The sequence below is a fragment of the Paenibacillus sp. A3M_27_13 genome, assembly GCF_024213315.1.
Classification (GTDB): domain Bacteria; phylum Bacillota; class Bacilli; order Paenibacillales; family Paenibacillaceae; genus Paenibacillus; species Paenibacillus polymyxa_B.
Map to the genome: position 1 here is coordinate 162,267 of NZ_JANAVE010000006.1, position 26,877 is coordinate 189,143.

Sequence of the window (26,877 nt, forward strand, 5' to 3'; positions counted from 1 at the left end):
TCTGTCATCGAAGAACTCATTTTTTATATGCGGCAATTATTAGACGATTGGGACGCATTATTTTAAATTTAAACGGAGCAGTTTGCTGTCAGCAGCTGCTCCGTTTTACATTAAGCTAGCAGGCAGAATAGTTTAAGATCATGAGCAGTGAACTATACCGCAAGGAGAAAGACATTTTTGGAAGCAAGCTCCTACTTGGTCAAGGGAAATATCAGAGGGTCAAAGTGGCTCCCTGACTATTTTCTCTAAGTATCCTTCTTTAGTTGATCCGTCGGCACTTCTGGTTCACGCTTTGCAACCCTGGATATGACAAAGACTGTTGAGAGAATCAGAGCAAAGCCCAATAAATCAATCATTTGAAACTTATCGTTCAACCATACAACAGATAGTACCGTGGCTACTACTGGTTCAATCGAAGCTAAAAGACTTCCTTTCGTAGCACCAATTCGCTTGATTCCCTCCAAAAATAAGATATAGGCCAGAATTGTACCAAATAAAATAACGACACCCAGAGCAACATATGCGTTAAGACTAATTGTGCGCTTCAATTCCCAGGGTTTAAAGACAATGCATAAAAGCCCTCCGCCTAGAAGCATCCCCCATGCTGTAAGGAGTAGGGTGTCTAATTTTTCCATTAACGGTTGTGATTGAATGCTATAAACAGAAAAACATAAAGCAGATAATATCGCCAAAAACAAGGATTCTCCTGAAACGTGCAGAGAGGAGATATTGCCATGAGTCGCCGTAATAAAGATTCCAATGATCACGAGCATCACGGATACAATTTCATAACGTGCTGGCATTTTTCTCGTTTTAAGTGAGGTAAGTAGAATAATGAAAATGGGACTGGCCTACTTTGCAGCAGTAGCTACCTCTAATGCGGCTATTGCGACATTTATTAGCTAGGATTATTTCAATCCACGCACCCACATGGAGTGCGACGAGATCGTCAATGCAGACACATAAGGTAGAGACAATTTCAATCCACGCACCCACATGGAGTGCGACGCTGATAAGACTGGATTACCCAAGCAGAGGATATCATTTCAATCCACGCACCCACATGGAGTGCGACTCACCTACTTCAAATACATGACCACCATCATAAGAAATTTCAATCCACGCACCCACATGGAGTGCGACGTAGGAGATATATCTCCTACAACCTCTACGAAAAAATTTCAATCCACGCACCCACATGGAGTGCGACAGCGAAAATTCAGTAACTCATACACAAATGATATCAATTCCTCACATTATCGCAAAAACTGATACTAAAAAGGCTTGGGTCAACCATTGACTTTTACTGAAAGTAACTGATTGAGTTGATTTTCGACACATTTCGAGGTGCGAAGGACCCGAGGTTTTTATGTGAGCTTCACATTCGCACCATAATAAAACATTCATATTATCTAACGGCAGGTTTTTATGGCATCCATGGAAGTAAAAATCATCTTTTTGCTACAAGATCAGCTCATCCCACACGGAAGTGTACTAAACCGTCGCCCACCCTCCAAATCGCATAAAATATCCGTTCCTCCACTTATCGGACCTTTTTATTTCGGATAAAGTGGCACTCTCCAATCGCGACCAGGTGACGGCTACTCCATCATGGTCCACACACTCATATAGAGTGCGACTGTGTACATACATTTTTCTTAATATCAATGGTGTGATTTCAATCCACGCACCCACATGGAGTACGACTCGGATCTTTGCTCGTCAATGTCATAAAGAGCATTTCAATCCACGCACCCACATGGAGTGCGACCGGAAGTAGCAACGGAAGCATTGTCGCAAGTAAAGATTTCAATCCACGCACTCACATGGAGTGCGACCCAAAATAACTTTGATTATTTACTATCCAGGGGTGTTTATTTCAATCCACGCACCCACATGGAGTGCGACTTTCAAAAGAAGATAATCAATCAGCAACATAGTAATTTCAATCCACGCACCCACATGGAGTGCGACAGTATCACGATATCGTACAAGGAGGATATTTAAATATTTCAATCCACGCACCCACATGGAGTGCGACATAGAGAACTCTACATTTACGCAGGCTACCCAAGGATTTCAATCCACGCACTCACATGGAGTGCGACAGCGAAAATGCAGTAATTCATACCCTAATGATATCATTTCCTTACATTAGCGCAAAAACTGATGCCAAAAAGGCTTGGATCAACCATTGACTTTAACTGAGGGTAACTAATTTAGTTGCTTTTCGATACATTTCGAGGTGCGAAGGACCCGGGGTTTTTGTGTGAGCTTCACATTCGCACCAGAAATATCTATTAATTTTACAAGATCCTAAAACAGTGTGATATTAGCTTCTACACGTACAGATGCCGAATCTAAAAATGGAATGGGACAATAAAACCAGGACGGATACAGTTCCGTCTTCAAGAATTTCCCGTGTTCCTCTCAGTGAGCTGTGCGTCAATCCATGTGCTCATACTGCGACAAAACAAAAAAAGGGCGACAGCCTGATGACAGCAAATATTTTAATCCACGTACTTACATAGAGTGCGACAGAAAAAACAACGTATCCAAAGGTCTTCTAATCTACATTGTAGCGCACAACAGTATGTTATGAATTATTTTAGTCAGAAAGCGTTCCCCGTTTTAATGAGGAACACCTTTTCGAGATACTGTATGATCTTTATCTCTTTTTTGGGGCTCTTCCAAACCGTTATTATCTACTCTGGATGGTTCAGCAGTAATTCCTTTTTGAAGTGTTGCCTTTACTTTGTCTTTACTGTTAGCAGACTTCTCACTTTCAGGTCCCGAGTTCGTCCAAGTTTCACCGCCTAAAGCATCTGATTGCCACCAATAAAAATCACGATACACTAAATCTGCTGTCAAATAGAATAATACTTCATTATCTTTACCATTGATAGTCAGATCGTATTGAGAAATACCACTGCTGTCTTTAGCGTCATTTAACGCCCTTATCCATTGTTCAATTTTAGGAACCAGGCTATTGATCTCGGAGATATCCGCTGCAACCACAATCTTTGTCAGCTTTCCACCAATAACGCTATTTGTAATATCTACCGATTTTACATCCATACCGTTTCCTTGAAGTTCTCCATATACAGCTTCCAGGACCTTTACCGACTCCAGGGAACCTTGGATTTTTTTCGAAAAGTCTGGGATATGAGTAACATCATTAGAAACAGCATCATAAATCGTTTTTCCATTTGCACCTTTAATAGCTAAATCAATATTTTTGATTTCATTGATTCCGTTGATTCCACTCCGTACTTCATTTCGAACCGCGCGAATCGCTTTAATGTCATCAATTGTAGCTTTCCCAGAATTAGAAACTGATTTCGTTTCCACTTTTAAGTCCTCCTGTTGAGCACTAATGCTTGAAATGGATACTCCTTGCTGAGAAAGCTTGGTTTGGATGAGCTCAGTAGGAATCTCGGCAGAAAGGGAATTTATATAAAAAGCCCCACTAAAAATGCTCAGTGCAGCCCCAACGATCAGCAACTTTTTATGTTTCATTACATTCAACTTCCTTTAAAATTATTGGTTAATAGACTTTGTAACTTAGTTTAGCAATATCCAGAGTCACTCCCCGGATTATTCCGGCGCTTTATGACACATGCAGGCCGCAAGGAATCAGTTAACCAGCGGAAACATGAATAGCTTGGTCAGAACCCTTGCGAGGTTCAATTCTGCATGTGCTATTCTAGAGGGGAAACCTTTCAGTGAGAGGCCACGGCATCTAGAAGAGGATCTAAGCTAAGGGGATTGCCAATCCTTCTTGGAAAATTACAAAATGAACCTTATAATAGTATTATATGAAATAATTTTTGAAATTGAAAAAAGTAGGTTTGTAATATGGGTAGAATGACTCCTTTCTTCGCTGTCTTGCCTTTAGCTGCTGTATTATCGTTAACTGGTTGTACTTCTTCAGTTATCAATAGTATAAATTCAGCTACTGTGGACCCAGCGCCAGTAGTTCAAGCTGCAAACACATCGGCCGATGTGAATACACCAAAAGCGAGAGATCGAGTTATTAGTCCTTATGCCACTAAATCGGTGGTTAATAGAACTCTCCGCAACACAGAACTTACAGAAAATTTCGATATACCCGCAGGTTATGGCTATGTTAAAGTATGGATACGTAATGACGGTAAGCAGCCAATTAATTTTTCGGTAAACAAAGGCGCAGAAACAGGTAAACAAATGATGTCTGGAACTGTAGAACCTGGTCGCACTTATAGTGAAATTAGTTCAAACGCTTGGCCTGGTGCTAATAAGTATTATGTAGCTCTTACCTCGGGTAAAGCATACATGAAGGGCGATCTTTTCGTCCGTATAGGCAGTTCACGAGGAGAACTGTAATTAATCACGCTATTGTTATTTAGATGCAGTAAGGAGGTCGGCCATCGTGTCGGCCTTTTTTGAGTGTCTTCTACAGTTTTGAATGTGGTGGCGGGAAAGAGTCGCTACAATGTAGAATGACACCTGCAGATGATAGTTGGTTAGTAGGTAGTCTCGGACTTGCAAGTATAGCAAGTGCCGCCAGTGATTTAGTGGTTTCTTACTCTACGACAAGGTGACAGCGGGGGATACGTTAGAGCACTGCAAGCAAATTTATGGGCGTATGGACATCAGGGCAGCGTAGGAACAATTGATGGAAGTCTTGGTAGCGGTGTGAAATCAGGACTCGAATCTTTTCAAAGGGATAAAGGACTAACAGCAGATGGAGTAGCTGGCTCGGGAACTTGGAGCAGAATGAATTATAATGTCACTGTTGAAGTACCAGGCAAATCTTTCTTCTTATCTACCCCTGATAGTTCGACTTATTGGGTGTTTTATAGTGGAAGTTCAGACTTAAGATATAGCGTTATGTACAAGAGTAACAATAGAACTGTTACTTCAGGTAGAGTATATTAATTTAGGAGGGGTTTAAATTGAAAAAACAATTAGTTGCTATGGCTTTAGGTGGCGCACTCGTAATAGGTAGCGGTGCATTTGTATATAATTCTTATGCTGCTGAATCAGAAACACCAACACAGATTCCTGTGGAGAAGAAAGCAGAAGCAATTGATACTTCATCAGCACAAGCGCCAACTGAAACACCAGCAGAGACAGTGGTTGAAAGCTCTGGTGATATCGAGGGTCTTATAAACATATCTGATGTACCAGAAGAAGACATCCATATTCCTAATCTAGCGCAGGGAACCTCGCTTAAAACGGCAGCGGCTGACAAACACAGTTTGAAACCATTAAACACAACAGCTTTAAAAGGCGATAATGGACTGGTCATTAGACAGTCATATCGTGGAACTGATGGTACTGAAATTATGGTCATTCAAACCGAATCCCAAATGGGCGAACAGGCTACTATTGATAGTTTGAAAGAATCGTATAAAGAAGAAAAGGTCGAGTCGACTAAAATCAACGACCATACTGCTATTTATGTTGACGGACAAGCTAGAAAAGTTGTTCATTTGATTACGAAAGATCACTTCTATACCGTTTCTGCTTCTAACGGAAATCTTGACGAATTGATGGAAATTACAAAAAAAATTCAAGAGTAACAAGATAAGCTACGAAAAAAGCACAGGCATATTGCTTGTGTTTTTTTGTTACATCTTACAAGTCATCCTCGCAGCCTATCATTATCAGTTAAGGAGGGATCGTCCTTGTTTCATGCTGTGGAGACAGGAAAAATAAAGAGTCCTGTAAAGGACAGTGTTTAATATGCAACAATCCGAATCCAGAATTTCACACTACGCTTGGCGCTTCATTTTATTATGTGTGCTGGGAAGTCATTAGGAAAGCCGAGGGATACGACAACGGGAACAGACAACGAATAACAAAATGCACTACTACAACGTGAGATAGAGATCGTCGAGGGAATCCTCGAATCCAAGGCGCAGTACCGGAAGATTGTTAAGGCTGGTATAGCTCAGTGGGTCAAAGACCTGCAGGCTGGAAATATAAAAATGCAGACGGTACAGGACTTAGATCGTCTGATTGAGTTGGATATAAAGCTTCAAAAGGATGAGCTGTAAAAACACATAATAATCTTGCTAGTTGATTGATAAATATGGATTTATTAAACAATAATATGATTATTTTGTAATGAAAATAAAAAACATGGAATCTTTTAGTAGTATGAGGAGGTAGTTTAATATACAAATATAGGAGGAATAATCTGTGAAGAAAAAACATTTTATTGCACCAGCCTTGGCACTAGGTCTAATTGGGGGAGCTATTGCTGTACCCAGTGCGATTTTTGCAGACTCAGAAGTTACTGTAACGGATTCTGCAACATCGTCTGCGGTGAATCAAGATGCTGGTAAAACACCTACTGGTGACCATGTCATTACTCCACAAGCTACTGATGGACAAATTGTCGATCGTCCAGTAGCTGGATTTAATGATTCTGCTGATTTTGACATTAAACCAGGATATGGATATGTAAGAATGTACTTGAGAAACACAGGAGACACTACTATAACTTTTACTGTGAATCAGGGAAGTGTATCTGGTGCGGAAAAGTACAGTGGAACAGTAAAACCTGGTAAAACATTCGATGAAATATTAAATTCAAGCAAGGCATGGTCCGCAGGGAAATTTTATGTTAGTTTAAGTAGTGGTTCTGGTTCCATGTCTGGAAAGCTCGGAGTTCGGACTAGTACTAATACGAATTTTTAAATATAATTGCTGGGAAAGCGAGCCAATGAGGCTCGCTTTTTTGTTGGGGGTGGTGATTGTAATCCAAATGATCGATAACACCCTGCTGGCTTTGTGCCGCTGGGGTGTTTTTTTGTTTATAGAGGTGGCCTTATGACAAACGTGGCTTTTCCGCATGATTCGCAAAAAAGATATTGACAACTGTTAATTACTGGACAAAAATAGTAAATGATTATAAAATACTGGAATTTCTATGCGAGGGGTGGATATGACATGAAGCATACACCTACGATTCGAGCAGAATTAGACAGATACATACAACAAGAGGGTTTAAGCATAGCGCAATTTGGACAACTTGCAGGCATGAATAGGGGAATAGTAAGTGCTATAGTGACAGGGAATAAGTCAATGTCTGTTAACCAGCTTGACCTAATCACTGAGGCTATGGGTTTACCAGAAGGGGAGTTTTACGATCTGTTTATAGAAAACTACATCATCGATCATCCTCCCAATATGAGGCGAATCGAGCCGTTTTTGTTTCGCTGTGCGGAGTTGGACAAGTTGGATGCAATCCGTCGAGTGGTGGGAGCTATCATGGATAATCTACTGTATTCGCCCAAACTATTTGAAATTGCAGAAAAATTGTTGGCGCAGGGACGACTAGAAGCGGCATTGATACTCTATGAGGGAGTAGCTGAAGCGGAGAAATATCAACACTCTGAACGCCTGGCCATCTGTCAATATCGCATATTCAAGATTCAAATTAGAGACGATCAAAGTCGTAACATTAGAGCGGCAGCGGTGTTTGAAGCTTTTGTCGAACGGCTGGATGAAAGTGACCAGCTTGATGCGTTGAAGGATTTGGCTAATGTATACAGGTCTTTGCGTAAATGGGACAAGGTTGACGAAATGGCGAGGAAAATGAGAGCCAAGGCAGAAATCCAATATTCAATGAAACATGAACAACGGAGTCGAGAGCGGGATGAGTCTGTCAATAAGCTAAGTCGCCCGTTGTTTGTATATATTTCCTATGCTGATCTGTTGTGTGCAAGTGTCTGTGAAGCCAAAAGCGATTATCAACAAGCTCTACAATATACATATGCCTACGCTGATTTAGATTGGGTCAAAGAGACGGACGAGGCCACCCAACACTGGATTGGCTCGTTCCAAAACTGGGCAGAATGCAATATTTATGTTAATACACTCCTGTCTGGGGAGATAAGTGTACTTCCGGATTATGTAGAATACATTGCTGCCTCAAAAGTCGATAATGAAATGGTTACTAAACTGTTGAACTTAATACTTGCTGCTAATCGGCACCAGTTAGACGTGAATGATATACTTAAACGGTTTGAAATGATTATTGATTCTTTTGTGCAGCAGTCGTCATCTGATATGTATACGAAACAAGTTATACCAGAACAGTATGCACGTTTGAGTTATGAATTAGCGTATTATCATTTACATCGAGGTACATACGACGATGGCTTCAAATACTTGATGTATTCAATGGTAAGTTATCATACACTAAATAATGAGAGTTATTATATAAACTGTATAGGGCTGTTTGAGCATTTCCGTACTCATGCGGCTCCTGAAACAATGGAAAAATTCTCAAAATTTATTGAAAAGGTGTGGTTAGATAATGTTAAAGAAAATGGTACTGCTAATCATCGCAGCTAGCTTTTTGTTTATTGGTACTATACCTGTTCAGTCGAATAACCATAGCCAAATGGTACAATTGTTTGACCAAGTTGGCGGTGCTTAAACGTAAGTAAAGCAAATCCCCGCTAACCTTAATTGAACCGCACCCCAAACCTTAGACACATGATATAATCCTCTAAGAAGAAAGGGTGCGGATTTTACTTTATGGTCAAATACAGCGAAGAAATACGAATAAAAGTTGCTATAGATGTACTTAAGGGAGGGCTGTCCGAGAACGAAGCAGCGAATGAACCATGTACGGTTAATGAATGGGTAGCTGCATACTCCAAGCATGGAGCTGCGGGATTGATCAATAAGGGAACACACAGGACTTTTAATGGAGAACAAAAGCAGTACATATTAGAAGATATGCAAATAGATCCATTCGGAATTGGGAGCGCATTTATCGAAATGAAGGCCCTGAAGGACTCTATATGGAGCGACGAGGACGTACAGCTAGTAAAGAGCCACAGAAAGAACTGAAGGCAAATGAAAGTGTTATAGACGAGCTGATTAAGGAAAACCAACGCCTTCGTATGGAGGTAACGTACTTAAAAAAATTGAATGCCTTAGTTCAGGAAAAAAACTCATTATAAACGACGACAAAGCTCTTGTGATTTACGAGCTAAGGCATGAATTTAACGTCAAAGAGCTTGTCAAGATTGCAGGCATTCCTCGAAGCACTTACTATTATCACGTGAAAAAGTGGAACAAGCCTGATAAGTACGCCGATGTGAAAACAGAAATGCAGCGTGTATTTAATGATGAATTAAAGTGTCGAGCAGGATACCGAACCATGACCAGGGAGATTTACAAAACCACTCCAATCAATCATAAGACAGTTCAGCGCTTAATGAAGGAGTTAGGGCTTCATTGTATGGTTCGTAGGAAGAAAAACTGTTCATACAAAGGAGCCGAAGGAAAAATAGCTCCAAATGTCTTGAAGAGAGATTTTAATGCGATGGTGCCTAATGAGAAATGGGTTACTGATGTGACGGAATTCCACTTGTTTGGACAAAAGATATATCTGTTTCCAATTATGGATCTATATACCCGTGAAATCATCTGCTATACCATATTTAGAAGATCGACTCTCTCTATGGTCACAGAGATGCTCGAAAAGGTCTTAGGGAAGTTACCAGAGCAACACAATCTCATTCTGCACTCTGATCAAGGGTGGCGATATCAACAAAAGCGCTACCAGTATATGCTCTCTGGGAGAGGAGTCACACAAAGTATGTCACGCCGAGGGAACTGCCTGGATAACTCCGTGGTAGAGAATTTCTTTGGAATCTTAAAGACGGAACTTCTGTATATTCAATAATTTGAATCCATTGAACATTTCATTCAAGAACTACATCAATATATTCACTACTACAACTATCGAAGAACCAAACAAAAGCTCAGAGGACTGACGCCGGTAGAATACGCATTCAGTCCTCTGTAGCAGCCTAAGTCTGTCTGTGTCTAACTTTTTGGGGTCAATTCATAATTGGTCGGCGGGGACTTTTTTATTAAAGGAATTATTACACCGTTCAGCGAAAGAATTATCGAGGTGATCGCATGAATCATACATATAAAGTGTTAAAGTCTGATATAGAACTATTTGCAGCTGCATTAAGGCAAGCAAGAGTGTACGTTGTTCAGTCGTTGAGTGAGGATATGGTGTCGGTTGTAGACTATGGTGGCACTATAGAAAAGTTCTCGCCTGATTCGGTCAAGATTGCCGGAGCTTATTACATACGGAACCAGTTTGAATTTAGAGTAGATGTAAAAGACTCTGCTGGGTAAGGGGGGACTGACCCGCATTTGTGAGACAGGGATCAAAACACCTTTCAAGTTTAAGCAGCCAGTCATCGGAAATACGATTATTCGATCATACAGCTTAATTCAAGTAGTGAAGAGGTTAAAAGTTGGCCAAACATCAGCGATAATTTAAATGTATATATGGGTTCACGATTAGAAACTGCAGCCCCCTTTACGATAGGCCTTCCAAGCAGCAAGTGATTTATGCCATAGGGACCCCTAATCCGTATTTAGTGATTCATGGGGATATGGTTTTTCGACGATACAATTCGATTTCTGAAGCAAGATTCTTTTGATCAGGCTAGAGAGTACATAGCTGAATATGCAGATTTGAGTGGGTATGAGAACAAAAGCCTAATGGACCACTAGAAGTCGCTTCTAGTGGTCCATTAGGCTTTTCTGTGCATTGGTAACGTTACTCTCTGTTCGTTTGAGTAAAAAAGAGAGTTGTGGGTTCCTTATGGTATGAACCCCTTCTGATTGCCGCAAGGGGCTGCTTATTGGTACTTAATGTTGTTGCTGTTATAAGACAATAAAGTATTAGACTAATGATGCGTCATTAAGCTAACCAGTAGCATAGTTAAACAGAGGGAATGCAACTGAAGCCATCTGTTTAGCAACTCTAATAGCTACCCAAATTTCAATCCACGCACTCACGTGGAATGCGACTGTTACTCCTACTCCTTGGTCAAGGTATAGTGAGATTTCAATCCACGCACTCACGTGGAGTGCGACTGGCCGCCTGTACACCCCATGAGATGTTTTCTTGATTTCAATCCACGCACTCACGTGGAGTGCGACAGCGAAAAAAACAGTAATTCATACCCTAATGATATCAATTCCTCACATTATCGCAAAAACTGATGCCAAAAAAGCTTGGATCAACCCTTGATTTTTACTGAAGGTAACTGATTCAGTTGCTTTTCGACAAATTTCGAGGTGCGAAGGACCCGGGGTTTTTATGTGAGCTTCACATTCGCACCATAATAGAACATTCACATTAAACGGCGGGTGTTTATGGCATCCATGGAAGTAAAAATCATTTTTTTGCTACAAGATCAGCTCACCCACACGGAAGTGTACTAAACCGTCGCCACCTTCCAAATCGTATAAAATATCCGTTCCTCCACTTATCGGACCTCTTTATTTCGGATAAAGCGGCGGTCTCCAATCGTACGACCAGGTGACGGCTGCTCCATCATGGTCCACGCATTCATATAGAGGGTGGCCGGGAATGGAAGCTTCAAAAGAGGGACGAGCCCACGCACTCATATAGATCGCGACGGAGCTGAAGCCCGAGGAAGAGCTGCCTGAAGGCGTATTTCAATCCACGCACCCACATGGAGTGCGACCGGAGTAAGTCCTATGCTTGACACTTGTGATGGTAAATTTCAATCCACGCACCCACATGGAGTGCGACTGTACGTCGAAGATGGCTATAAGCCTATTGAAACAGTTATTTCAATCCACGCACCCACATGGAGTGCGACACGCGATTTTGCTTTTAATATCCGGAAGCTTGTTATTTCAATCCACGCACCCACATGGAGTGCGACAGCGAAAATATTGTAATTCATACCCTAATGATATCAATTTCTTACATTGTCGCAAAAACTGATGCCAAAAAGGTCTGGATCACCCCTTGATTTTTACTGAAGGTAACTGATTCAGTTGTTTTTCGACAAATTTCGAGGTGCGAAGGACCCGGGGTTTTTATGTGAGCTTCACATTCGCACCATAATAAAACATTCATATTATCTAACGGCAGGTTTTTATGGCATCCATGGAAGTGAAAATCATCTTTTTGCTACAAGATCAGCTCATCCCATACGGAAGTGTACTAAACCGTCGCCCACCCTCCAAATCGCATAAAATATCCGTTCCTCCACTTATCGGATCTTTTATTTCGGATAAAGCGGCGCTCTCCAATCGTACGACCAGGTGACGGCTGCTCCATCATGGTCCACGCATCATATAGAGTGCGACCGGGAATGGAAGCTTCAATAGAGGGACGAGCTTATTACTTCAATCCACGCACTCATATAGAGTGCGACTGATTATGACTATGCCGCCAGTGATGCCATGAGATTTCAATCCACGCACTCATATAGAGTGCGACAACGCTGGTCAATGAAACCATTATCCAGTGGGAGATTTCAATCCACGCACTCATATAGAGTGCGACAGCAAAAAACTACGTATCTAAGAGCCTTTATCTCTATTGTAGCGTACAACAGTATAGATGGTAACTAGATTATACTAAAATCACTGATTAAAGTTCAGGTGTTGTTCACATTCAATGCGATTTCGACAAACTCTGAGGTGCGAATAACTCGGGGAAATCATGTGAGCTTGGCATTCGCACCAGGTATAGCAGCTAATCTATAATCAAGAACACACCAGCTAACCGAGGGGATGCAGAAGGGACAATAAGATTTAATGCATGATAAGTATAAGTCTATAAAATCCAGTAATAAGTTGGTATCCTATTATAGGTTATCCTAAGTGAAGCAAGCGAAGGTCGTGATGTTTAATGGTGAGAATGGGACATATTAATTAATAGATACAAGGAGGGGGGCGATATTTTCTAATGCATTCTAGCATTAAGATATCGTCTCTCTACGTAACGCAATATAATTTTTTTGGGGCTACAACGTGATTTCAAGAAACGTCTATGTAGACAAGGTCGGAGGGAGTAGCTTGGCCTAGTATACACTCCTAGCCTCGTAATAACGAAAAGCTGTAGGCCAGAATTAAAGAAGGCAAGCCGCATCATGAACTGGTACGTTAATGTCATTTTGCAGGATGGCAGGATGTCTGTAACCCGATAAAGGAGTAAGGTCAGTTCATTTTGAATAATTATGCTGGTGATACCCGACAACATTTAGCCATTTGTCGGCCATTGAGGTTGTTCATACGCCAATGGGCGGGTTAGTTTCAATATGTTATAGTATGCTGGTGTAAAGCTACATCGAATGATTTTCTTAACTAAGGAGGTTATCAAGAATGCCTTATCCGATGGTCCATTTTGCGATAGCTTTAGAACTTTGCTCGCGAACTCCATCTTCTAGTTTCTTAATTGGGAGTATTGCTCCAGATGCTGTCCATGTAAGGGGAGATGTGACAAGAAGCGAAAAGGGTATTACACATTTTGTTTGCGAAGATAGATTTCCTAGTAGAGAAATACTTAAGGAAAGATGCCAATATTATTTAAATCTTAATGTTGATATGAACTGGACAGAGTACATACTAGGGTATTTTGCCCATATCTATGCGGACATAAGATGGACGGAAACAATCTATTCGAATTTTGAACGTGAGTACAAAGGAGAAAAAGATGAAATAAGGAAAGTCTATAATATGGAGTCAAATCAGGTAGAATTTAATTTAGTCAAGAGAGAAGAATGGGCAGAAGATGTTCTCAACAAGCTCTATGTCGGAAATGCCTATAGTATCGAACCATTGTTAACTCAAATTGAAGTAAACCAATACCGAGATATAAAGCTACAATGGCTACGTAATAAGGACAATGAACCCCTGATAAAACCAATTTATTTAAAAGAAAATATGGTTAAGAATTTTGTTACAAAAACATCGCATGAACTTAACACTTTATATAAAGAATGGGGAATCGAGTCTTTCTAAGCAAGATATATTTGAGCAACGGGACACGATAGTTGAATAACACGCTTGTTGAGCAGGCGCTACAATACTCTTTTTATCAAATTAACAAGCAGCATAGTTAAACAAGATGCTTGTTATAATCCACAGCTTAATCACATGTATATGAGGAGGTTATTATCCAATGGGAGGCTGGCATGAGGAGAAGGATCAGGGACAGAGTGGTATTAATATCGATCAAGTGACTGATGAGATCCATCAGATTTTACATAAGAGGATTGACAAGCTAGGTGTAGCATACGGCATTGTTAGGGAATTTAGTTATCATCCTGAGGAGACATCGTCCTGGACTATTAGTATCGAAGACTCTAAAACCGTACTTACCTTGGATATCTTGTTCAAATATATGAAACAGCATAGGAATTTGAAGGATACGTTAACTCATTTTATGTGTGATCATTTTCCATACTTCACTTAAGCAGAGCATTAAGGGTGAAGTATACTCAATAAACGGAATACAAGAGGCTAATAACTGAACCGTAACCGGAAAGGAAATAAATGAACAAAATATATCTATATCTCAGTTTTCTTATTCATTTTATATTGGCATTATTGCTACCTTATCAAATTATGATGGTATCTACTTGCACTTATTATATTGGATTTTTTATGGGCAAATATTCGGCTCCTGATCTTATTGGGGAAGAAAACCTCTATGCAATAATTTTAATCATAACGCTGTTATTTGTCTCTATGAGTGCTTTTCTGTTAATTTTCAGTTATGGCACATTGTTTAAAAAGGCGGGAGTCAAAAAAAGCACCTTTTGTATAGTTAATTTAACGATTTTTTTATTGGTTTGCTTATATCATTAATCCAGATCATTCACAGGCAAGCAATTGTTATTCTACTTTGCATAAGGCTTTATTTGATGAGTTTGAATAAGTATATTTCTCCTTCAAATTGATACTCTAAAAAGAGCATACGTATCTTGTGGATGGAGTGAGCTTGGAGAGTGTATTTGTGTGGCGTTCAGAAGTTTTCAAGGAAGGTGTACTCAGGGAGAAAGGTGGTTACGTATGTCCCGTGCGAGGTTTAGTGTCAGCTTGAGAGATAAGTAAAATAAAAAGGATGATATGTGTAAAGGATCACCCTGATGTTAATGAAAAAACGGAAAAGGATGAATTATATTGAAGAAAATGACGCTCTTTTTTAGTGTTTTTGTTCTCCTTATATTTTCAGGAAGTATGGCTAGTGCAAAGGCGAAGCCCCTTCAATTAAACGTAAATGAAAATCTCCTTACTGATATGAAAAGTCCCATGGTTTTAAATGATACTAGTTTCATACCTGTACGCGTTATAGAGTCCTTAGGAGGCTACAAAGTTGGTTGGAACAGTAAAAGTAAGACAATAACTGTGATTCATGATGGCGATAGTCTACAGCTAACTGTTGGTAATAACGTTGCCCTCAAGAACCATAAAAAAATAAGCCTTAGCACTCCTCCAGTTATGAAAGACGGCACGACTTATGTTCCTTTGAGATTTATTAGCGAGAATTTTAATGCTATTGTAGATTGGGACTCCAAGAACAATGGAATTGCTATTATAAACCCTGATCAAAATGCACAAAAGTTGATACAAAGTGGTGATTTGACAAAAGCTAGATTGGGAGTTATTGGACTGCAAAGAGTTCAGTTCTATGTATCCAAGGATCGACCTGAAGGAGAAAGTTTCAGCTTTATTTTTCCAGAGAATGATTTTTCCAAGATGTATTTTATTTGGAGTGACAGTATTTATTATTACGAGTTGAAAAATGGTTATATGAGCTTGTCTTGGGAGGGAAAAAAGACTTTTTCTAAGCTGGATGGAACACACAGTTCTTTGTCTAAATACTTGGGGGGAAACATAGAAAGTATATGGGGTGAACAACCAGCAGTAACTAAACGACTTGTTTTCTTTAATGATAACTCTGGATCAGTTGGGATGGTCGGTGAATATGGGATTATAGACACAAAGGGGAATGTGGTTGTATCCCATAAAGTACAGGATGCTAAACAGCTTGCAGACTTAATTGTTAATGTGCAAGAGGAAAAGAAATAATTAAATTTCTTACCCCATTGTCTAATTGAGCAAAATGCTTGCGTGTGATTATGCAGATGCATTTAGTAAACCTGGAGGTCCTGACAGGGAGACAGTTGAGCGTGTACTGATCCATAGGGCAAATGCTGCAAAGCGATACCACAAGCCAAACATTTTCTTTAGTAAGCTACGTCGGAGGGATTCCTGGCTTTGGAAATACAGCAGAAGCATTCCGAATTCGGGGCGCTTCTGTTGTTTCTATTCTATTTCCGAGTATTTCGTTTATGCTACAATTAATAGGACAAGATAACCGGTGGGGAATGACACGGCGAAGCTACCCGAAAGGGGGTGCTGCCGCGTCTCTTGATCTTATGTGAAGACTCTTGATGCTGTGCTAAAGGTGGTCAGTATTGCACTGGTCTGAAGACTTTGGTTCAGGCATGAAAACAATCACGCAAAGACAAGAACAGGTATGCTGTACTACTCCTACTAAAAAAGAACGCCCATATAATGAGCGTCCCCAAAAATTTATTTCTTTTCTTCTTTTTTTTCGTAGGTGAAATTTCTTAAAATGACCTGTTTTGTTTTAGGAGTTATTTCTTCCCCCTTATTATCCAAATTTGCAACCTGATCGCTTTGATACTTGTTTGGAACCTTAACGGGATAAAAATCTCCATGCTCAGTTAACAGGACATGGGGTTGTTTAGATTCAGCTAGATGAGTTAGTTCTTTCTTTCTCTCTGGTGAGAGCCAGTTAGAATCATCGGTTACTTTAGTCTCAGTTTTGGTGGCACTGGTTTTAGAATCGCCGGTTACCTTAACCTCAGTTTTAATCTTATTAGCGAAAGTTTGGCTTTGAATAACGGTTATAACTCCTCCGATAAGAATCGTTAGACCTAAGACAACAACAACTGTGCTTAGTCGCTTGTTCACATGCACACACCTCCCTTCCCAAACTCGACGACAATTACAATAATTTTTTAAGCTGAGATATTCGGCCCTGTGATACGCCAAGCCACTTGGCATATTCGCTTTGCTTGGCTTCTGGATGCTCACGCATGAGCTGACGCAGATTTTTAAGCAATTGTAACGTAGGCCGATGGACTCTAGATTCTTTAGGTTTCTTCTTAACAGTAGGGATGGGAATGAGAGTAACACCTATGTTCCCTTTCATGTCTAGTATACATTGCCTACACAAAAGAGAGCTTTTGAAATAGCTTAAATCTTGAGCCGAATTGCACAATTTACAGGAAACCCCGTTATACTTCCCTATGCCCAAAATACCTTTTTCATCGTCCATATAAAATTCTAAAGGATCGCCAATCTCAATCCCCGTTGTGTTCCGGATTTCTATGGGAATAACAATCCGACCTAACGTGTCTAAGGGACGTGTCATACCTGTATTCTTCAATTGATATCCTCCTCCAAACTAAATTCATTGAAACCAATTTAAATATAATAATCTTTCTTTTGTTGGCTAAATATTTTGTATGAACTGGCTTACACGGGACTTTGATATACCCAACATATCAGCATTTCCTTTTGTGTAGCAGTCGGGTACTTTTCATGTAAATCTAAGAGCAGTTGGGCCATAATCTTTTTTAGTTGTAAAAACTGTTTTTTTGTAGAAGAAATCTTGAGCATGCAGGCACAACTTTTACAAACAAGAGAGCCGTTAACTCTTCGGTCGATTGACAAGATTTACATGATTTGCAATGCACTTTTTTAGGGGAATTGTACTCGTTTCTTCATCTACAAAAATTCCTACTGAGTCATTCGAATACATGTCACTTGTAATGAATACCTCTTTGGGAATTACGAGTCTACCAGGTTTTCTAAATTCTTTGTCATTTTTGCGTACATCATCCAATGTTCTCCTAATATAAGTATTTATTGTTGTTTCAAAAGATGGTATCATGAAAAACATACAAACATTTCATTATATAGATATTTTTCCAATTCTCCTTTTTATTTAAATTTGCACAGTCTAAAGTTCATATTGAAAGGGTGGTTTATCTATGGAAATCACACCTATGATACGCACAGAGATTGATAGATATCTAAAACATCAAGGCATAACGATGACTGAGTTTGGTCATATGACTGATTTGAATGTAGGTACAGTGAGCGGTATTGTCACAGGCAATCGTTCTATATCCGTTAATCAATTGGACCGTATTACTGCCGGGATGGGATTACCACCAGACTATTTTTATGAACGTTACGTTGAAGAATGCATCATAGAATCACCCCTGAATTGGCGAAAAATAAGCCCGTTTTTATTTCGTTGTGCAGAGCTTGGTCGTCTAGATTGCATACAAAGGGTAGTGAGTATATTGCTAGATACTCCTATCTACATCTCATTACTGTTTGAACTGGCTGAGGAGCTTTTCCAAAAGGCTTATCAGGACCCGGCTGCTCTCCTTTATGAAAATGTGGCTGAAAGTGAAAAAAAGCAGCATTCAGAGCGATTGGCAGTTTGCCAGTATCGACTGTTTAGTATCCGGATAGGGAAAGATCAGGCTCAAAATCTTCAAACGGCGGCTAAGTTTGAACCTTTTGTTGATCGTCTGGATGAATTTGAACAACTGGATGCTTTGAAAGACTTAGCCAACGTGTACAGAGCATTGAGCTTGTGGGACAAGGTTACTGAATTTTCATATCAAATGGGCCGATTAGCACAGATTCAATATGATTTAGCTCATAACTCTAAAGGGAAAGAAAGAGAGCCGAAAAACACTCCAAGTAAACCTCTTTTTACCTACATAGCTTATTCTGAGTTGCTGTGTGCTAATGCTTGTGACGCAAGGGGAGAACATAAGCAGGCATTAGAACATATTCATCGTTATGCTGATCTAAGTTGGGTAAAGGAGAATGACCCTGATTCACTTTATTGGAAGCAGCAATATCAACAATGGGCAAAAATCAATTTCTATGTTAATAGGCTTATGTCTGGAGATGTTAGCGTATTGCCGGATTACGTGGAATACATAGCTGGTGAAAAAGAAATTTTCGCCGAACTTCTTAACATTATTGAAGCAGCCAACCAATATAATGTAAATGTTGATCATATCCTTCAGCGCTTTGAACCCCAAATTGCAGCGTATCAGGAAGTATCCTCTATGGATATGTATACCAAACAATTTTTACCACAGCAGTATGTCCGTTTTTGGTACAAAGTGGCTAAGTATAGCTTGAATAAATGTAGGTATCCGTATGGTTTCAAATGTTTAATAATCGCTTTTGAAAAAGCTGTTACAATTAATCATGGACTACTTATTGCTAATTGTGTTAGCTTGTTTGAACGTTACAAAATGTATGCAACTCCTGAAATACTTGCCCGGAATGACTTATGGGAAAGAAATGACAGAAAAGATGGCTTTAATCTTAGTAACAGTTAGCTGCATACTAGTATTCGTAGTATTAGCTCAGAATCCGGCTTCGGGCATGTTAACACCACAAGAACACATTGGTGGAATGTGATACTAGCCATTCAATAAATACCTCATGACCAGCTTTCATGCTGGTCATTTTTTGTTATATGTTGTAGCTTTTCGACGAAAAAATGATCATGATGTATTTGTTCATTGCCTCCTAAAATGAGATACATTAGGAGGTTGAAGGCATGAAAGCAGATGAAACCGTAACGCTAAATCAACAGATGGAAAGTGCACGGGAACGGTTGCATGACCTATACGAACAGTATGGTTTGGGTCATGCTTACGTACTTGAGCAGTCTGTGATTTTGGACGAACTAATTAATCAGCACAATCGCATGTATCAGAAATAAATAAACATAGTTATCTTCAGTCAGAAATCACATCCTTACATCATTTTTATGCAGAACTATTACACATCCCACATAACGATCATAATTATTCTATAAAATGCCTTAGGCGATATTTATATACATTTTCTCATGTCATAAAATGTATATAAGGAAGATAAAAAATAAAAGCTGCATATATAACAAGTTTCTACGTTCTCAAGTTTCTCCATGAAGGAGGTGATCGTGTCGAGCTGTCCTCTGGCTGGGAGAATCCAAAAGATTGCTGGATTTTCCCGGCGCTGTTCATAATCAGAGACGCAGCCAACTGAATGTTTGGTTCAAACAAAAAACAGCTCCTGCATCTGCAGGAGCGGGACCGACCCCATCTCTACATGTTATCAGAAGTTGTTTTTTGAATTTAACCCCCTACCTACATAATAGGGGAGGTATCACTTCAGTCTAGTAATCGACCTTAAAAACCGTGGTTTAGTGTCTGAGACTGCGTCAGCCTTAGCCTCAAATCAGTGGTCGATGGTGGTTAGTGCCATATCTCCCTTAATTATATATTCCTTCTGAAAGGGTATATTATCAGCACCTGCTTCTTTCATAACATCGTAGTCATGACGTATCAAGGTAGGAATTCATCTGTATTTTCGTATATGTTTATCTACAATATTTAATTTATATAAAATACTTAGGACTATCGATTTACAAATTTATCCTGTCTACTCTATAATATATTAAGTTAACCAATTTAGTGCGAAGGGATAAACTATGGATAATTACTCTAAGAAAAAAGCAGGATATTGGTCTATTGCCGCTCAAAAGCATTTAAAAGAACTCAAAAGTGATACTACAGGTTTAGGGCATCTAGGGAATTTAAGTCTAGCTGGAAAAGTCGGACGTTTTTTAGGGGCCATCAGAGGTAACGGAAATATTGATAATAAACGAAAGCTTGAGGAAATGGCTTTTAGTGTAGGCGTCCAAAATAGCTTTGAATTAAATAAAATCATTCTTCCTTTACTTGACCAAGCTTCTGACGGAAAAGTTAAGGTAAGGTACAATACTACTGGTGACTTGCTAAGAGTAGAAGAATATATGTTTGAATCCTCCGATGTTTTGGAGATAGCAGGGAGTATATTTGAGCATACAAATCCTTCTGATGTGGAACGTATTGTTATAGATACTATGGACGAAACAAGAAGGATTCCTCATCTTAAAAGTCAGCTTCTGCAAACTCTTAGTTTAAAAGGTTATTATGAGGAAGAGTTAAACAGGTCGCTACTTCTACAAAATAACTTCAGATTAATTCAAACGCTTAATAAAGCTTCTTACGAAGAACCAATCATTAGCAACGAATATGTTTGGGGCAAGAATCATGAGAAGATTGCTTTGACAGTTGCTAAACTTGAGAATGGGCAAAGAGAAAGCCTGAAAGATATTATTAGTATTATTCAGGGAGCGCAAGGGGTCCCTTTAGAGCAACTATCTCAACAGGGACAAGAAATTTTAACCATTGCTAAAAAAGTTGGTATGATTAACCCTGTACAGATTGTTTCTAACCGCGGTATTTCAAAAGATTTTGGGTTCAGTGCTGACTTGCTTCAGCAGGAAATGTACTCCGACGACATTCTTGATGATGTTAAGCTTTTACTCGCCTCCATCAGATTTGGCGAGCACTACACTATGTTTTCTCGTATCCAAAGCCCAGAGGCCTTCCTGAGCAATTTAATTAGTTATGGTGAAATCGGCCCTCATACTGCGAACTTGACTGATTACGCTATGCTTGAGAAGAAAGGTATAGTGACAGTTGTAACCCGAACAAAACCAGGGTATTATGGTCCAAGAACTGGGCCATGTTTGAAACTGCTTAGAAAAGATGTTGCGGAAGCAGCTCTGAAAATTATTACTGATGCTAATTTTATTATTGGTGATCAGCCAGAAGTGACAGATTTCAGTTCAATAACAGACGTTAATGTGAGTTTCTCGCCGGAAGAGCTTAGAATGCACATGGCTCAATCCACTGAATCTTCCAAAGAGCTTGAAGATTATTCATTGAGAGTGTTGCGTAATGAGTTGCTATAGAAGGGATGTGAGCTAATGGGAGATAATAAAAAAGTTGAAACAAAAAGAGAAAAAGATGACATAGCTCAACCTCAATTATCTCAAAACGAGGACAAGGTAGAAGAAGTAAAAAAGAAACAGGAAGAGATACCGGGGAAGAAAATGGACGATATGTATAAGAGAACCCAAAAATCTTCCACTAAAGCAAAAAGAAAAAGCAACTCAAATTCTATCAATTTAAAATCGGGAAATCGGAAAAGTGTCTCTACTGAAACTGCAGAAAAACCTAAGACGATAGAAGTTAATGCAGGGTATCAACTTGAATACAGAATAAAAAGACTTGCATTTTTTATGGGTTACTTCCCCAGGGTGGGCGTCGAGTTAAGAACTGCGTACGATAATGAATCTGACGTAATTACGGACTTGGACGTTTATGGGACTTACGTGCATAAAGATTTCACACGAAAAACTTTATGGGCTGATTGTAAGTCGGGGAAAGTGGAGGTTCATAAAAGATTGTCGTGGATTAAAGGTATTCTTACTGAAGCTGAAATTAGTAATGTGATATTTGTGGCTCCACGGGTAAGGACTGCAGTAAAAGAATTTGCACGAAAATCGGATATTCAGATTTTGGATTTATCCTTGATTTCGAAGTTAGAAAATCAATTTGGAATTAAAGATAAGGATTGGAGAGGTTCTTGGAATCCTAAAACTCAGTTTAATAAAATAAACAAGTTAACACAAATTAAAGCCCCTCAGGAAGAAGCAAACAGGAAGATAGCGAAGTTTATTTCTTCGGATTACTGGGTTAACGATAACTATTCAAAGGTCAAAAAGTCCATAACTGCGTTGCGAGATTTGTCTCTTTTGTGTGAACTAGCCCTTGGAGAAGAAGAAAAAGCAACTGTTAAGTGGGCTGTATTTGAGCTTGTAAGTTTGTTTACGCTTGCTGTATTTGACATAGCAAGAGAAATTTATTATTTTCATGACACTGAAAAAAGAGATACTATTCACGCTGGCCTTACTTCAAGCGATATGTCTAATAAGCGAAGAAGTGAAGTCTTTGATACTGCTGTGAGAGTGGCGTACTCCTTTGTAAAGGGACAGTATCCTGATTTAATTCTACCAGACAAGTTTCCTAATTTTAATTTGACACCTCCAGGTTATTTTGAATCTTTTTATGATTTGCTATTACGTATCACCAATAATCCTCTTGGTTACTATGATGTACTCCGATTTTTTGATTTTGTGTTGATGGAGTACGACTTGCAAGGGAAAATAATAGATGAAAAAGAGCTGAGAAGTTTATTCAACAACTACGATGATGTGATAATGGGGGCTCAGACAATTCTCCACTTCTTATGTCGTGTTACAAATTTGCCCCAATCTCTTTTCCAATTAATTAAATAGTTTTAAAATCGGGTGTGAGAATTGGCTTCATCTGTGTCTGGTTATTAGAAACAGTGAGGATTCATATAAGTGATTGACGGTTAGACATAAAAATTTGCCTTAGTACCTTTCCAAATTGATTAATAGAGGATCGTTTTATTTTTATTGATAAGAAAAGTTAAGGACTTTGCCCGCCCTCACTACCTCGGTTGATGGTCCGTGAGGGCGACCTGGTTTATGTAGATGCGCTTGAAAGGCTTGGTCGGGATTATGGTGGAATAATTCGGGAATGGAAAAACACACTACAAGCGAAATTGGCGTGGAAATTGTTTTGCTTGGATAATTAAACTTTATTCGATAGTTAGAAGTTCAAAACAATGGGTGATTTCGGGAAGGTGATGGAGGATCAATTTTTAAGCTCCTCGTAGACGTTGCTGAGCAAGAGCGAAAGAAGAGCCGGCAGCGGCAAGTGGAAGGTATAGAAATGGCACGTACGGATGGCGTCACGTTTGGCAGACCCGAAAAGAATTTTATGATCGTTTTCTTCGGGTATGCCAAGAATGGAAGGTATTATAATCGCAACTGAGGCTATGCGTCAGATCGACATGTTTACCGAAGGGTCAGAGAAGTCGAAGGGCAGGGGCGTTTTGAAGTGACGGATTGTAATATGCAGTGCGACACCTACTGGAAATAAATAAAAAATGGCCCATGGCCGGATTCGTGTAGAATGAAGGTTCCTACACCACATTCACACAAGGAGAATCCACCATGAGCTACACACATCTTAGCATAATCGAGCGCAGCAAGCTAGAAATCCTCCACCAGCAGGGGAAAAGTGCTCGAGCCATTGCCAGTGAATTGGGCAGGCATCATGCCACCATTTGCCGAGAACTCCGTCGAAACGAAACGCAGAAGCCCTATTGTGCCGAGCGATCTCAGGAGAGCTATGTCCAGCGACGTAAGTCCTCCGTCCCAGCCGGAAAATGGACACCACAGCAGTCGGTCCTTATTGAAGAAAAGCTTCATGCCACGTGGTCTCCCGAGCAGATCGTAGAACGACTCCGTCAAGAGGGACACCCTGTGGTCTGCTTTAAAACCATCTATCGCTGACTATATACAGGCCGTTTGGTGAAAGGAGTGCTTGCCGTCCTACGTCACAAAGGTAAACGGCAGAAGCCTGTAGAGACACGCGGCAAGTTCGCTGTGGGTAAGACCATCTCTCAGCGTCCGAAAGAGGTTCATTCCCGGAAAACCTTCGGTCATTGGGAACTCGATACGGTCGTCTCGGGCCGTGGGAAAAGCAAGGGCTGCGTAGCTACATTCATCGAACGCAAGACCCGACTGTACACCGCCGTTCCCATGCCTGACCGTACAGCTTTGTCCATGGAAATTGCTTTTGGTGTAGCAGCCTCGCAGTACCCTGATGGTGCATTTCAAACCGCTACTGCAGATCGTGGCAAGGAATTCGCCTGTTACGCCAGCTTGGAAGAAGCTCATGGCCTACAGGTATATTTCGCAGATCCGTATTCTTCCTGGCAACGCGGCTCGAATGAGAATGCCAATGGCCTCTTGCGAGAGTTTTTTCCCAAGGGGACAGATTTTGCACAAATCACGGATGAAGCCTTGGAGACTGCTCTGCGCTTGATCAACCATAGACCACGAAAATGCTTGGGTTGGAGAACCGCTCACGAATCCTTTTCAGAGGAGCTGTCGCACTTAGCTTGACAATCCGTCAAGTCAAAAAAAGCGAAAGCTTAAGTTAAACGTCATAACCACAGTAGTGGCTATCACTTTTATTGCGAAACCGACGACGGCACTGATTATGGCTCTAGATATTATACCAAGCCGCGACTCTATATCAATGAGAGGTACGATCGTCGTTCAGAATGAGGAGTCATCTCAAAGACGAAACTAAACTCTAAAGAAAAGCCGGGATCTATCGATATGGATTCCGGCTTTTTGTTCACGTTTAAGCTAAAACAGTGAAATACAAGGAGATGTTTCACGAGTCTAACTTGAGAAAATTCCTTAACATTTTTTAAAGATTGACCATTTATAGGATATTTTGGCGGAATAGGTTGCCGCCTATTTCCCCCGGGCTGTTAGTGAATATAATGAGGCATCTGTAGTATGAAAGCATTTAAAGGAGTGCGATATGACTGTTTATCGGATATTGTTTCTCGAAACCCACCCAATGTGGATTTACGGATTACCAAAAGGATTCGAGAAGTTAGGACACAAAGTCAAAACATGCCAACCGAGCAAGAAGGCGGGGCAACTGTTAAAGGAGTTCAAACCGACGCTTATTATGGCCATGGGGTGGACACCGGCGAACAGCACTCCGAGCAAACAACGTCTTATTGCCAAACTGGTCAGAATGTCAGGTGCTCCATTTGTTTATTGGTCAACCGAAGACCCCGGTTATACCGAGAATTTCTCTCTACCACTTATTCGCAGAACAAAGCCTGACTACGTGTTTACAATTCATAGGCCAACAGTCCAAAAATTCCGAAAAAAATCGCTCCATGTAGCTCATTTAGATTTCGGAAGTGATCCCGTAACTCACCGCAGAATGGAGAGCGTCAAGAAATATAAAGGGGAGGCTGCGTTGGTCGCCAATGCGTATCCGCAATTATACGTTCAGAAGCCTGGACATTACCGATTCAAATCATTAAGAAGGCTGGTTAACCCTCTTTTAAAAGAAGGGGTGAAGGTAGACTTCTATGGACGACATTGGGGAAATATGAAAAAAATATTTGACGCGAAAGTTCCAAAATCATCTATTCATGGCTACTTACCTTACAAGGAGGCTATTAAGGTCTACAATTCGGTAAACTTTGTTATTGGTCCGCAAAATGCGGAAGACCGACTTACTCAAAGAACCTATGAAATTTTGGCTTCCGGTGGACTGTTGATTACTAATGATACCCCTGAGGTGCGCAAATGGTTCAGGCCGGGACTGGATCTGCTAGTATCATCTTCGGCAAAGGACACAAAAAAGCTGATCCATAAATACTCTAAGAACCCTAAGCTAAGGGAAAAAATTCGTGCAAACGCCGTTAAGGCGGCTACCAGACATACGTATCAAAAACGGGCGGCCTATGTGATTAAAACTTTGAAGAATCAAGGCATTATTTAATCCGCATGGAGAGCAGTTCTGAAACGGTCACAAACTGAAAACCTTGTTTTTTCAGCCTACGGAGTATGCTGGGCAAAGCTTTGGCGGTTTGTCGAGCAGAATCGCTGGCGTGAAACAACAGAATGTCTCCAGATTTGACGTTTGTACTGGATCTCCGAACAATGTTTCTGATCCCAGGATTCGTCCAATCCATCGAATCCACTTTCCAATGAATGGTGTGGTAGCCCAACTTACCAAGCAGTCGGATGACACGTTGGTCCATATCTCCGTTAGGAGTCCGGATGAGACGACATTTTACGTCTGTTACTTGGTGAATAATCTTTTCTGCCTTCTTCACTTCTCGCTTAATCCATGCGTTGTTGTGTTCCGTGTAATTTTCGTGTAGATGGCCGTGAGACCCAATTTCATAGCCGCTTGCTTTCACTTTTTGAGCTAGTTTCGGACGCTGCATAACCCAGGTACTGGACAGGAAAAAGGTGGCTTTATTCACTCGATGGGCGGACAACGTATCCAGTACAGGTGTTAGAACTTTGTTACCCCAGCCGACATCAAATGTTAAAGCAATGCACCTTTTGCGCGTTTTTACGCTGTAAACTGCTTCGTAGGACATATTTACCTTACTCCTCCTTTTTACTATATA

Annotated in this window: 22 protein-coding genes, 2 pseudogenes and 2 CRISPR repeat arrays; of the genes and pseudogenes, 18 read left to right on the forward strand and 6 right to left on the reverse strand. The window is 40.3% G+C overall.

Annotated features, from left to right (window positions below; translation table 11 throughout):
• Positions 1-245 precede the first annotated feature (245 nt).
• A complete protein-coding gene (locus tag NLX82_RS19950) occupies positions 246-692 on the reverse strand; it encodes a DMT family transporter (RefSeq protein ID WP_254348895.1) in 447 nt (148 codons plus the stop codon).
• A gap of 218 nt (positions 693-910) precedes the next feature.
• Positions 911-1,211: a CRISPR direct-repeat array (repeat unit 32 nt; unit sequence ATTTCAATCCACGCACCCACATGGAGTGCGAC).
• A 464-nt stretch (positions 1,212-1,675) separates the two neighbouring features.
• A CRISPR array of direct repeats spans positions 1,676-2,108; the repeat unit is 32 nt; unit sequence ATTTCAATCCACGCACCCACATGGAGTGCGAC.
• A gap of 523 nt (positions 2,109-2,631) precedes the next feature.
• Complete coding sequence (locus tag NLX82_RS19955) at positions 2,632-3,519, reverse strand: ubiquitin family protein (protein WP_044787989.1); 888 nt, start codon at positions 3,517-3,519, stop codon at positions 2,632-2,634.
• A 339-nt stretch (positions 3,520-3,858) separates the two neighbouring features.
• On the opposite strand from NLX82_RS19955, the gene NLX82_RS19960 reads away from it, so the two are divergent.
• From NLX82_RS19960 to NLX82_RS20005, 12 genes and pseudogenes are all read left to right on the forward strand, one after another.
• Complete coding sequence (locus NLX82_RS19960) at positions 3,859-4,365, forward strand: hypothetical protein (RefSeq protein ID WP_044787988.1); 507 nt, start codon at positions 3,859-3,861, stop codon at positions 4,363-4,365.
• A 234-nt stretch (positions 4,366-4,599) separates the two neighbouring features.
• Positions 4,600-4,920: pseudogene (locus NLX82_RS27810) on the forward strand (peptidoglycan-binding domain-containing protein); the annotation flags it as partial.
• A gap of 17 nt (positions 4,921-4,937) precedes the next feature.
• A complete protein-coding gene (locus NLX82_RS19965) occupies positions 4,938-5,567 on the forward strand; it encodes a DUF4367 domain-containing protein (protein ID WP_044787987.1) in 630 nt (209 codons plus the stop codon).
• Positions 5,568-6,189: 622 nt separating this feature from the next.
• A complete protein-coding gene (locus NLX82_RS19970; RefSeq protein WP_044787986.1) occupies positions 6,190-6,690 on the forward strand; it encodes a hypothetical protein in 501 nt (166 codons plus the stop codon).
• A gap of 252 nt (positions 6,691-6,942) precedes the next feature.
• Entirely contained in the window at positions 6,943-8,352 is a 1,410-nt protein-coding gene (locus tag NLX82_RS19975) for a transcriptional regulator (protein WP_254348896.1), read from the forward strand.
• Between the two features lie 186 nt (positions 8,353-8,538).
• On the forward strand, positions 8,539-8,856 hold the full coding sequence (locus NLX82_RS19980) for a hypothetical protein (protein ID WP_254348897.1): 318 nt from the start codon (positions 8,539-8,541) through the stop codon (positions 8,854-8,856).
• 76 nt (positions 8,857-8,932) lie between these two features.
• The gene (locus tag NLX82_RS19985; RefSeq protein ID WP_483312064.1) at positions 8,933-9,697 is read left to right on the forward strand and encodes an IS3 family transposase; all 765 of its coding nucleotides are present in this window, start codon (positions 8,933-8,935) and stop codon (positions 9,695-9,697) included.
• 9 nt (positions 9,698-9,706) lie between these two features.
• Complete coding sequence (locus NLX82_RS27815; RefSeq protein WP_367995893.1) at positions 9,707-9,820, forward strand: IS3 family transposase; 114 nt, start codon at positions 9,707-9,709, stop codon at positions 9,818-9,820.
• A gap of 116 nt (positions 9,821-9,936) precedes the next feature.
• Positions 9,937-10,164, forward strand: a complete 228-nt coding sequence (locus tag NLX82_RS19990; RefSeq protein WP_044787983.1) for a hypothetical protein — start codon at positions 9,937-9,939, stop codon at positions 10,162-10,164.
• 3,021 nt (positions 10,165-13,185) lie between these two features.
• The gene (locus tag NLX82_RS19995) at positions 13,186-13,824 is read left to right on the forward strand and encodes a hypothetical protein (protein ID WP_254348898.1); all 639 of its coding nucleotides are present in this window, start codon (positions 13,186-13,188) and stop codon (positions 13,822-13,824) included.
• Positions 13,825-13,984: 160 nt separating this feature from the next.
• Positions 13,985-14,278, forward strand: coding sequence for a hypothetical protein (locus NLX82_RS20000; RefSeq protein WP_254348899.1), 294 nt, complete (start codon positions 13,985-13,987; stop codon positions 14,276-14,278).
• Between the two features lie 719 nt (positions 14,279-14,997).
• Positions 14,998-15,897: a copper amine oxidase N-terminal domain-containing protein gene (locus tag NLX82_RS20005; protein ID WP_254348988.1), complete on the forward strand. Its 900-nt coding sequence runs from the start codon at positions 14,998-15,000 to the stop codon at positions 15,895-15,897.
• Between the two features lie 507 nt (positions 15,898-16,404).
• On the opposite strand, the gene NLX82_RS20010 is transcribed toward NLX82_RS20005, so the two are convergent.
• Together NLX82_RS20010 and NLX82_RS20015 are read right to left on the reverse strand one after the other, a co-directional pair.
• The gene (locus NLX82_RS20010; RefSeq protein WP_254348900.1) at positions 16,405-16,809 is read right to left on the reverse strand and encodes a hypothetical protein; all 405 of its coding nucleotides are present in this window, start codon (positions 16,807-16,809) and stop codon (positions 16,405-16,407) included.
• A 34-nt stretch (positions 16,810-16,843) separates the two neighbouring features.
• A complete protein-coding gene (locus NLX82_RS20015) occupies positions 16,844-17,287 on the reverse strand; it encodes an AbrB/MazE/SpoVT family DNA-binding domain-containing protein (protein ID WP_254348901.1) in 444 nt (147 codons plus the stop codon).
• A 607-nt stretch (positions 17,288-17,894) separates the two neighbouring features.
• Between NLX82_RS20015 and NLX82_RS20020 the strand changes: the two genes are divergently transcribed.
• Together NLX82_RS20020 and NLX82_RS20025 are read left to right on the forward strand one after the other, a co-directional pair.
• Complete coding sequence (locus tag NLX82_RS20020; RefSeq protein WP_254348902.1) at positions 17,895-19,277, forward strand: helix-turn-helix domain-containing protein; 1,383 nt, start codon at positions 17,895-17,897, stop codon at positions 19,275-19,277.
• 224 nt (positions 19,278-19,501) lie between these two features.
• On the forward strand, positions 19,502-19,666 hold the full coding sequence (locus NLX82_RS20025; protein WP_082825284.1) for an aspartyl-phosphate phosphatase Spo0E family protein: 165 nt from the start codon (positions 19,502-19,504) through the stop codon (positions 19,664-19,666).
• A 187-nt stretch (positions 19,667-19,853) separates the two neighbouring features.
• Here the strand turns inward: NLX82_RS20025 and NLX82_RS20030 are convergent, their stop codons facing one another.
• Positions 19,854-19,991, reverse strand: a complete 138-nt coding sequence (locus tag NLX82_RS20030; RefSeq protein ID WP_254348903.1) for a hypothetical protein — start codon at positions 19,989-19,991, stop codon at positions 19,854-19,856.
• Between the two features lie 428 nt (positions 19,992-20,419).
• Between NLX82_RS20030 and NLX82_RS20035 the strand changes: the two genes are divergently transcribed.
• The 4 genes and pseudogenes from NLX82_RS20035 (at position 20,420) to NLX82_RS20050 (ending at position 26,237) form a co-directional block, all read left to right on the forward strand.
• The gene (locus tag NLX82_RS20035; protein ID WP_254348904.1) at positions 20,420-21,730 is read left to right on the forward strand and encodes a hypothetical protein; all 1,311 of its coding nucleotides are present in this window, start codon (positions 20,420-20,422) and stop codon (positions 21,728-21,730) included.
• 15 nt (positions 21,731-21,745) lie between these two features.
• Positions 21,746-23,119, forward strand: coding sequence for a hypothetical protein (locus tag NLX82_RS20040; protein ID WP_254348905.1), 1,374 nt, complete (start codon positions 21,746-21,748; stop codon positions 23,117-23,119).
• Positions 23,120-23,866: 747 nt separating this feature from the next.
• Positions 23,867-24,823: pseudogene (locus NLX82_RS20045) on the forward strand (IS30 family transposase).
• Between the two features lie 430 nt (positions 24,824-25,253).
• The gene (locus NLX82_RS20050; RefSeq protein ID WP_254348906.1) at positions 25,254-26,237 is read left to right on the forward strand and encodes a CgeB family protein; all 984 of its coding nucleotides are present in this window, start codon (positions 25,254-25,256) and stop codon (positions 26,235-26,237) included.
• Here the strand turns inward: NLX82_RS20050 and NLX82_RS20055 are convergent.
• Positions 26,230-26,847: a polysaccharide deacetylase family protein gene (locus NLX82_RS20055; RefSeq protein WP_254348907.1), complete on the reverse strand. Its 618-nt coding sequence runs from the start codon at positions 26,845-26,847 to the stop codon at positions 26,230-26,232. The two genes, NLX82_RS20050 and NLX82_RS20055, sit on opposite strands and share 8 nt — an antisense overlap.
• Positions 26,848-26,877 lie beyond the last annotated feature (30 nt).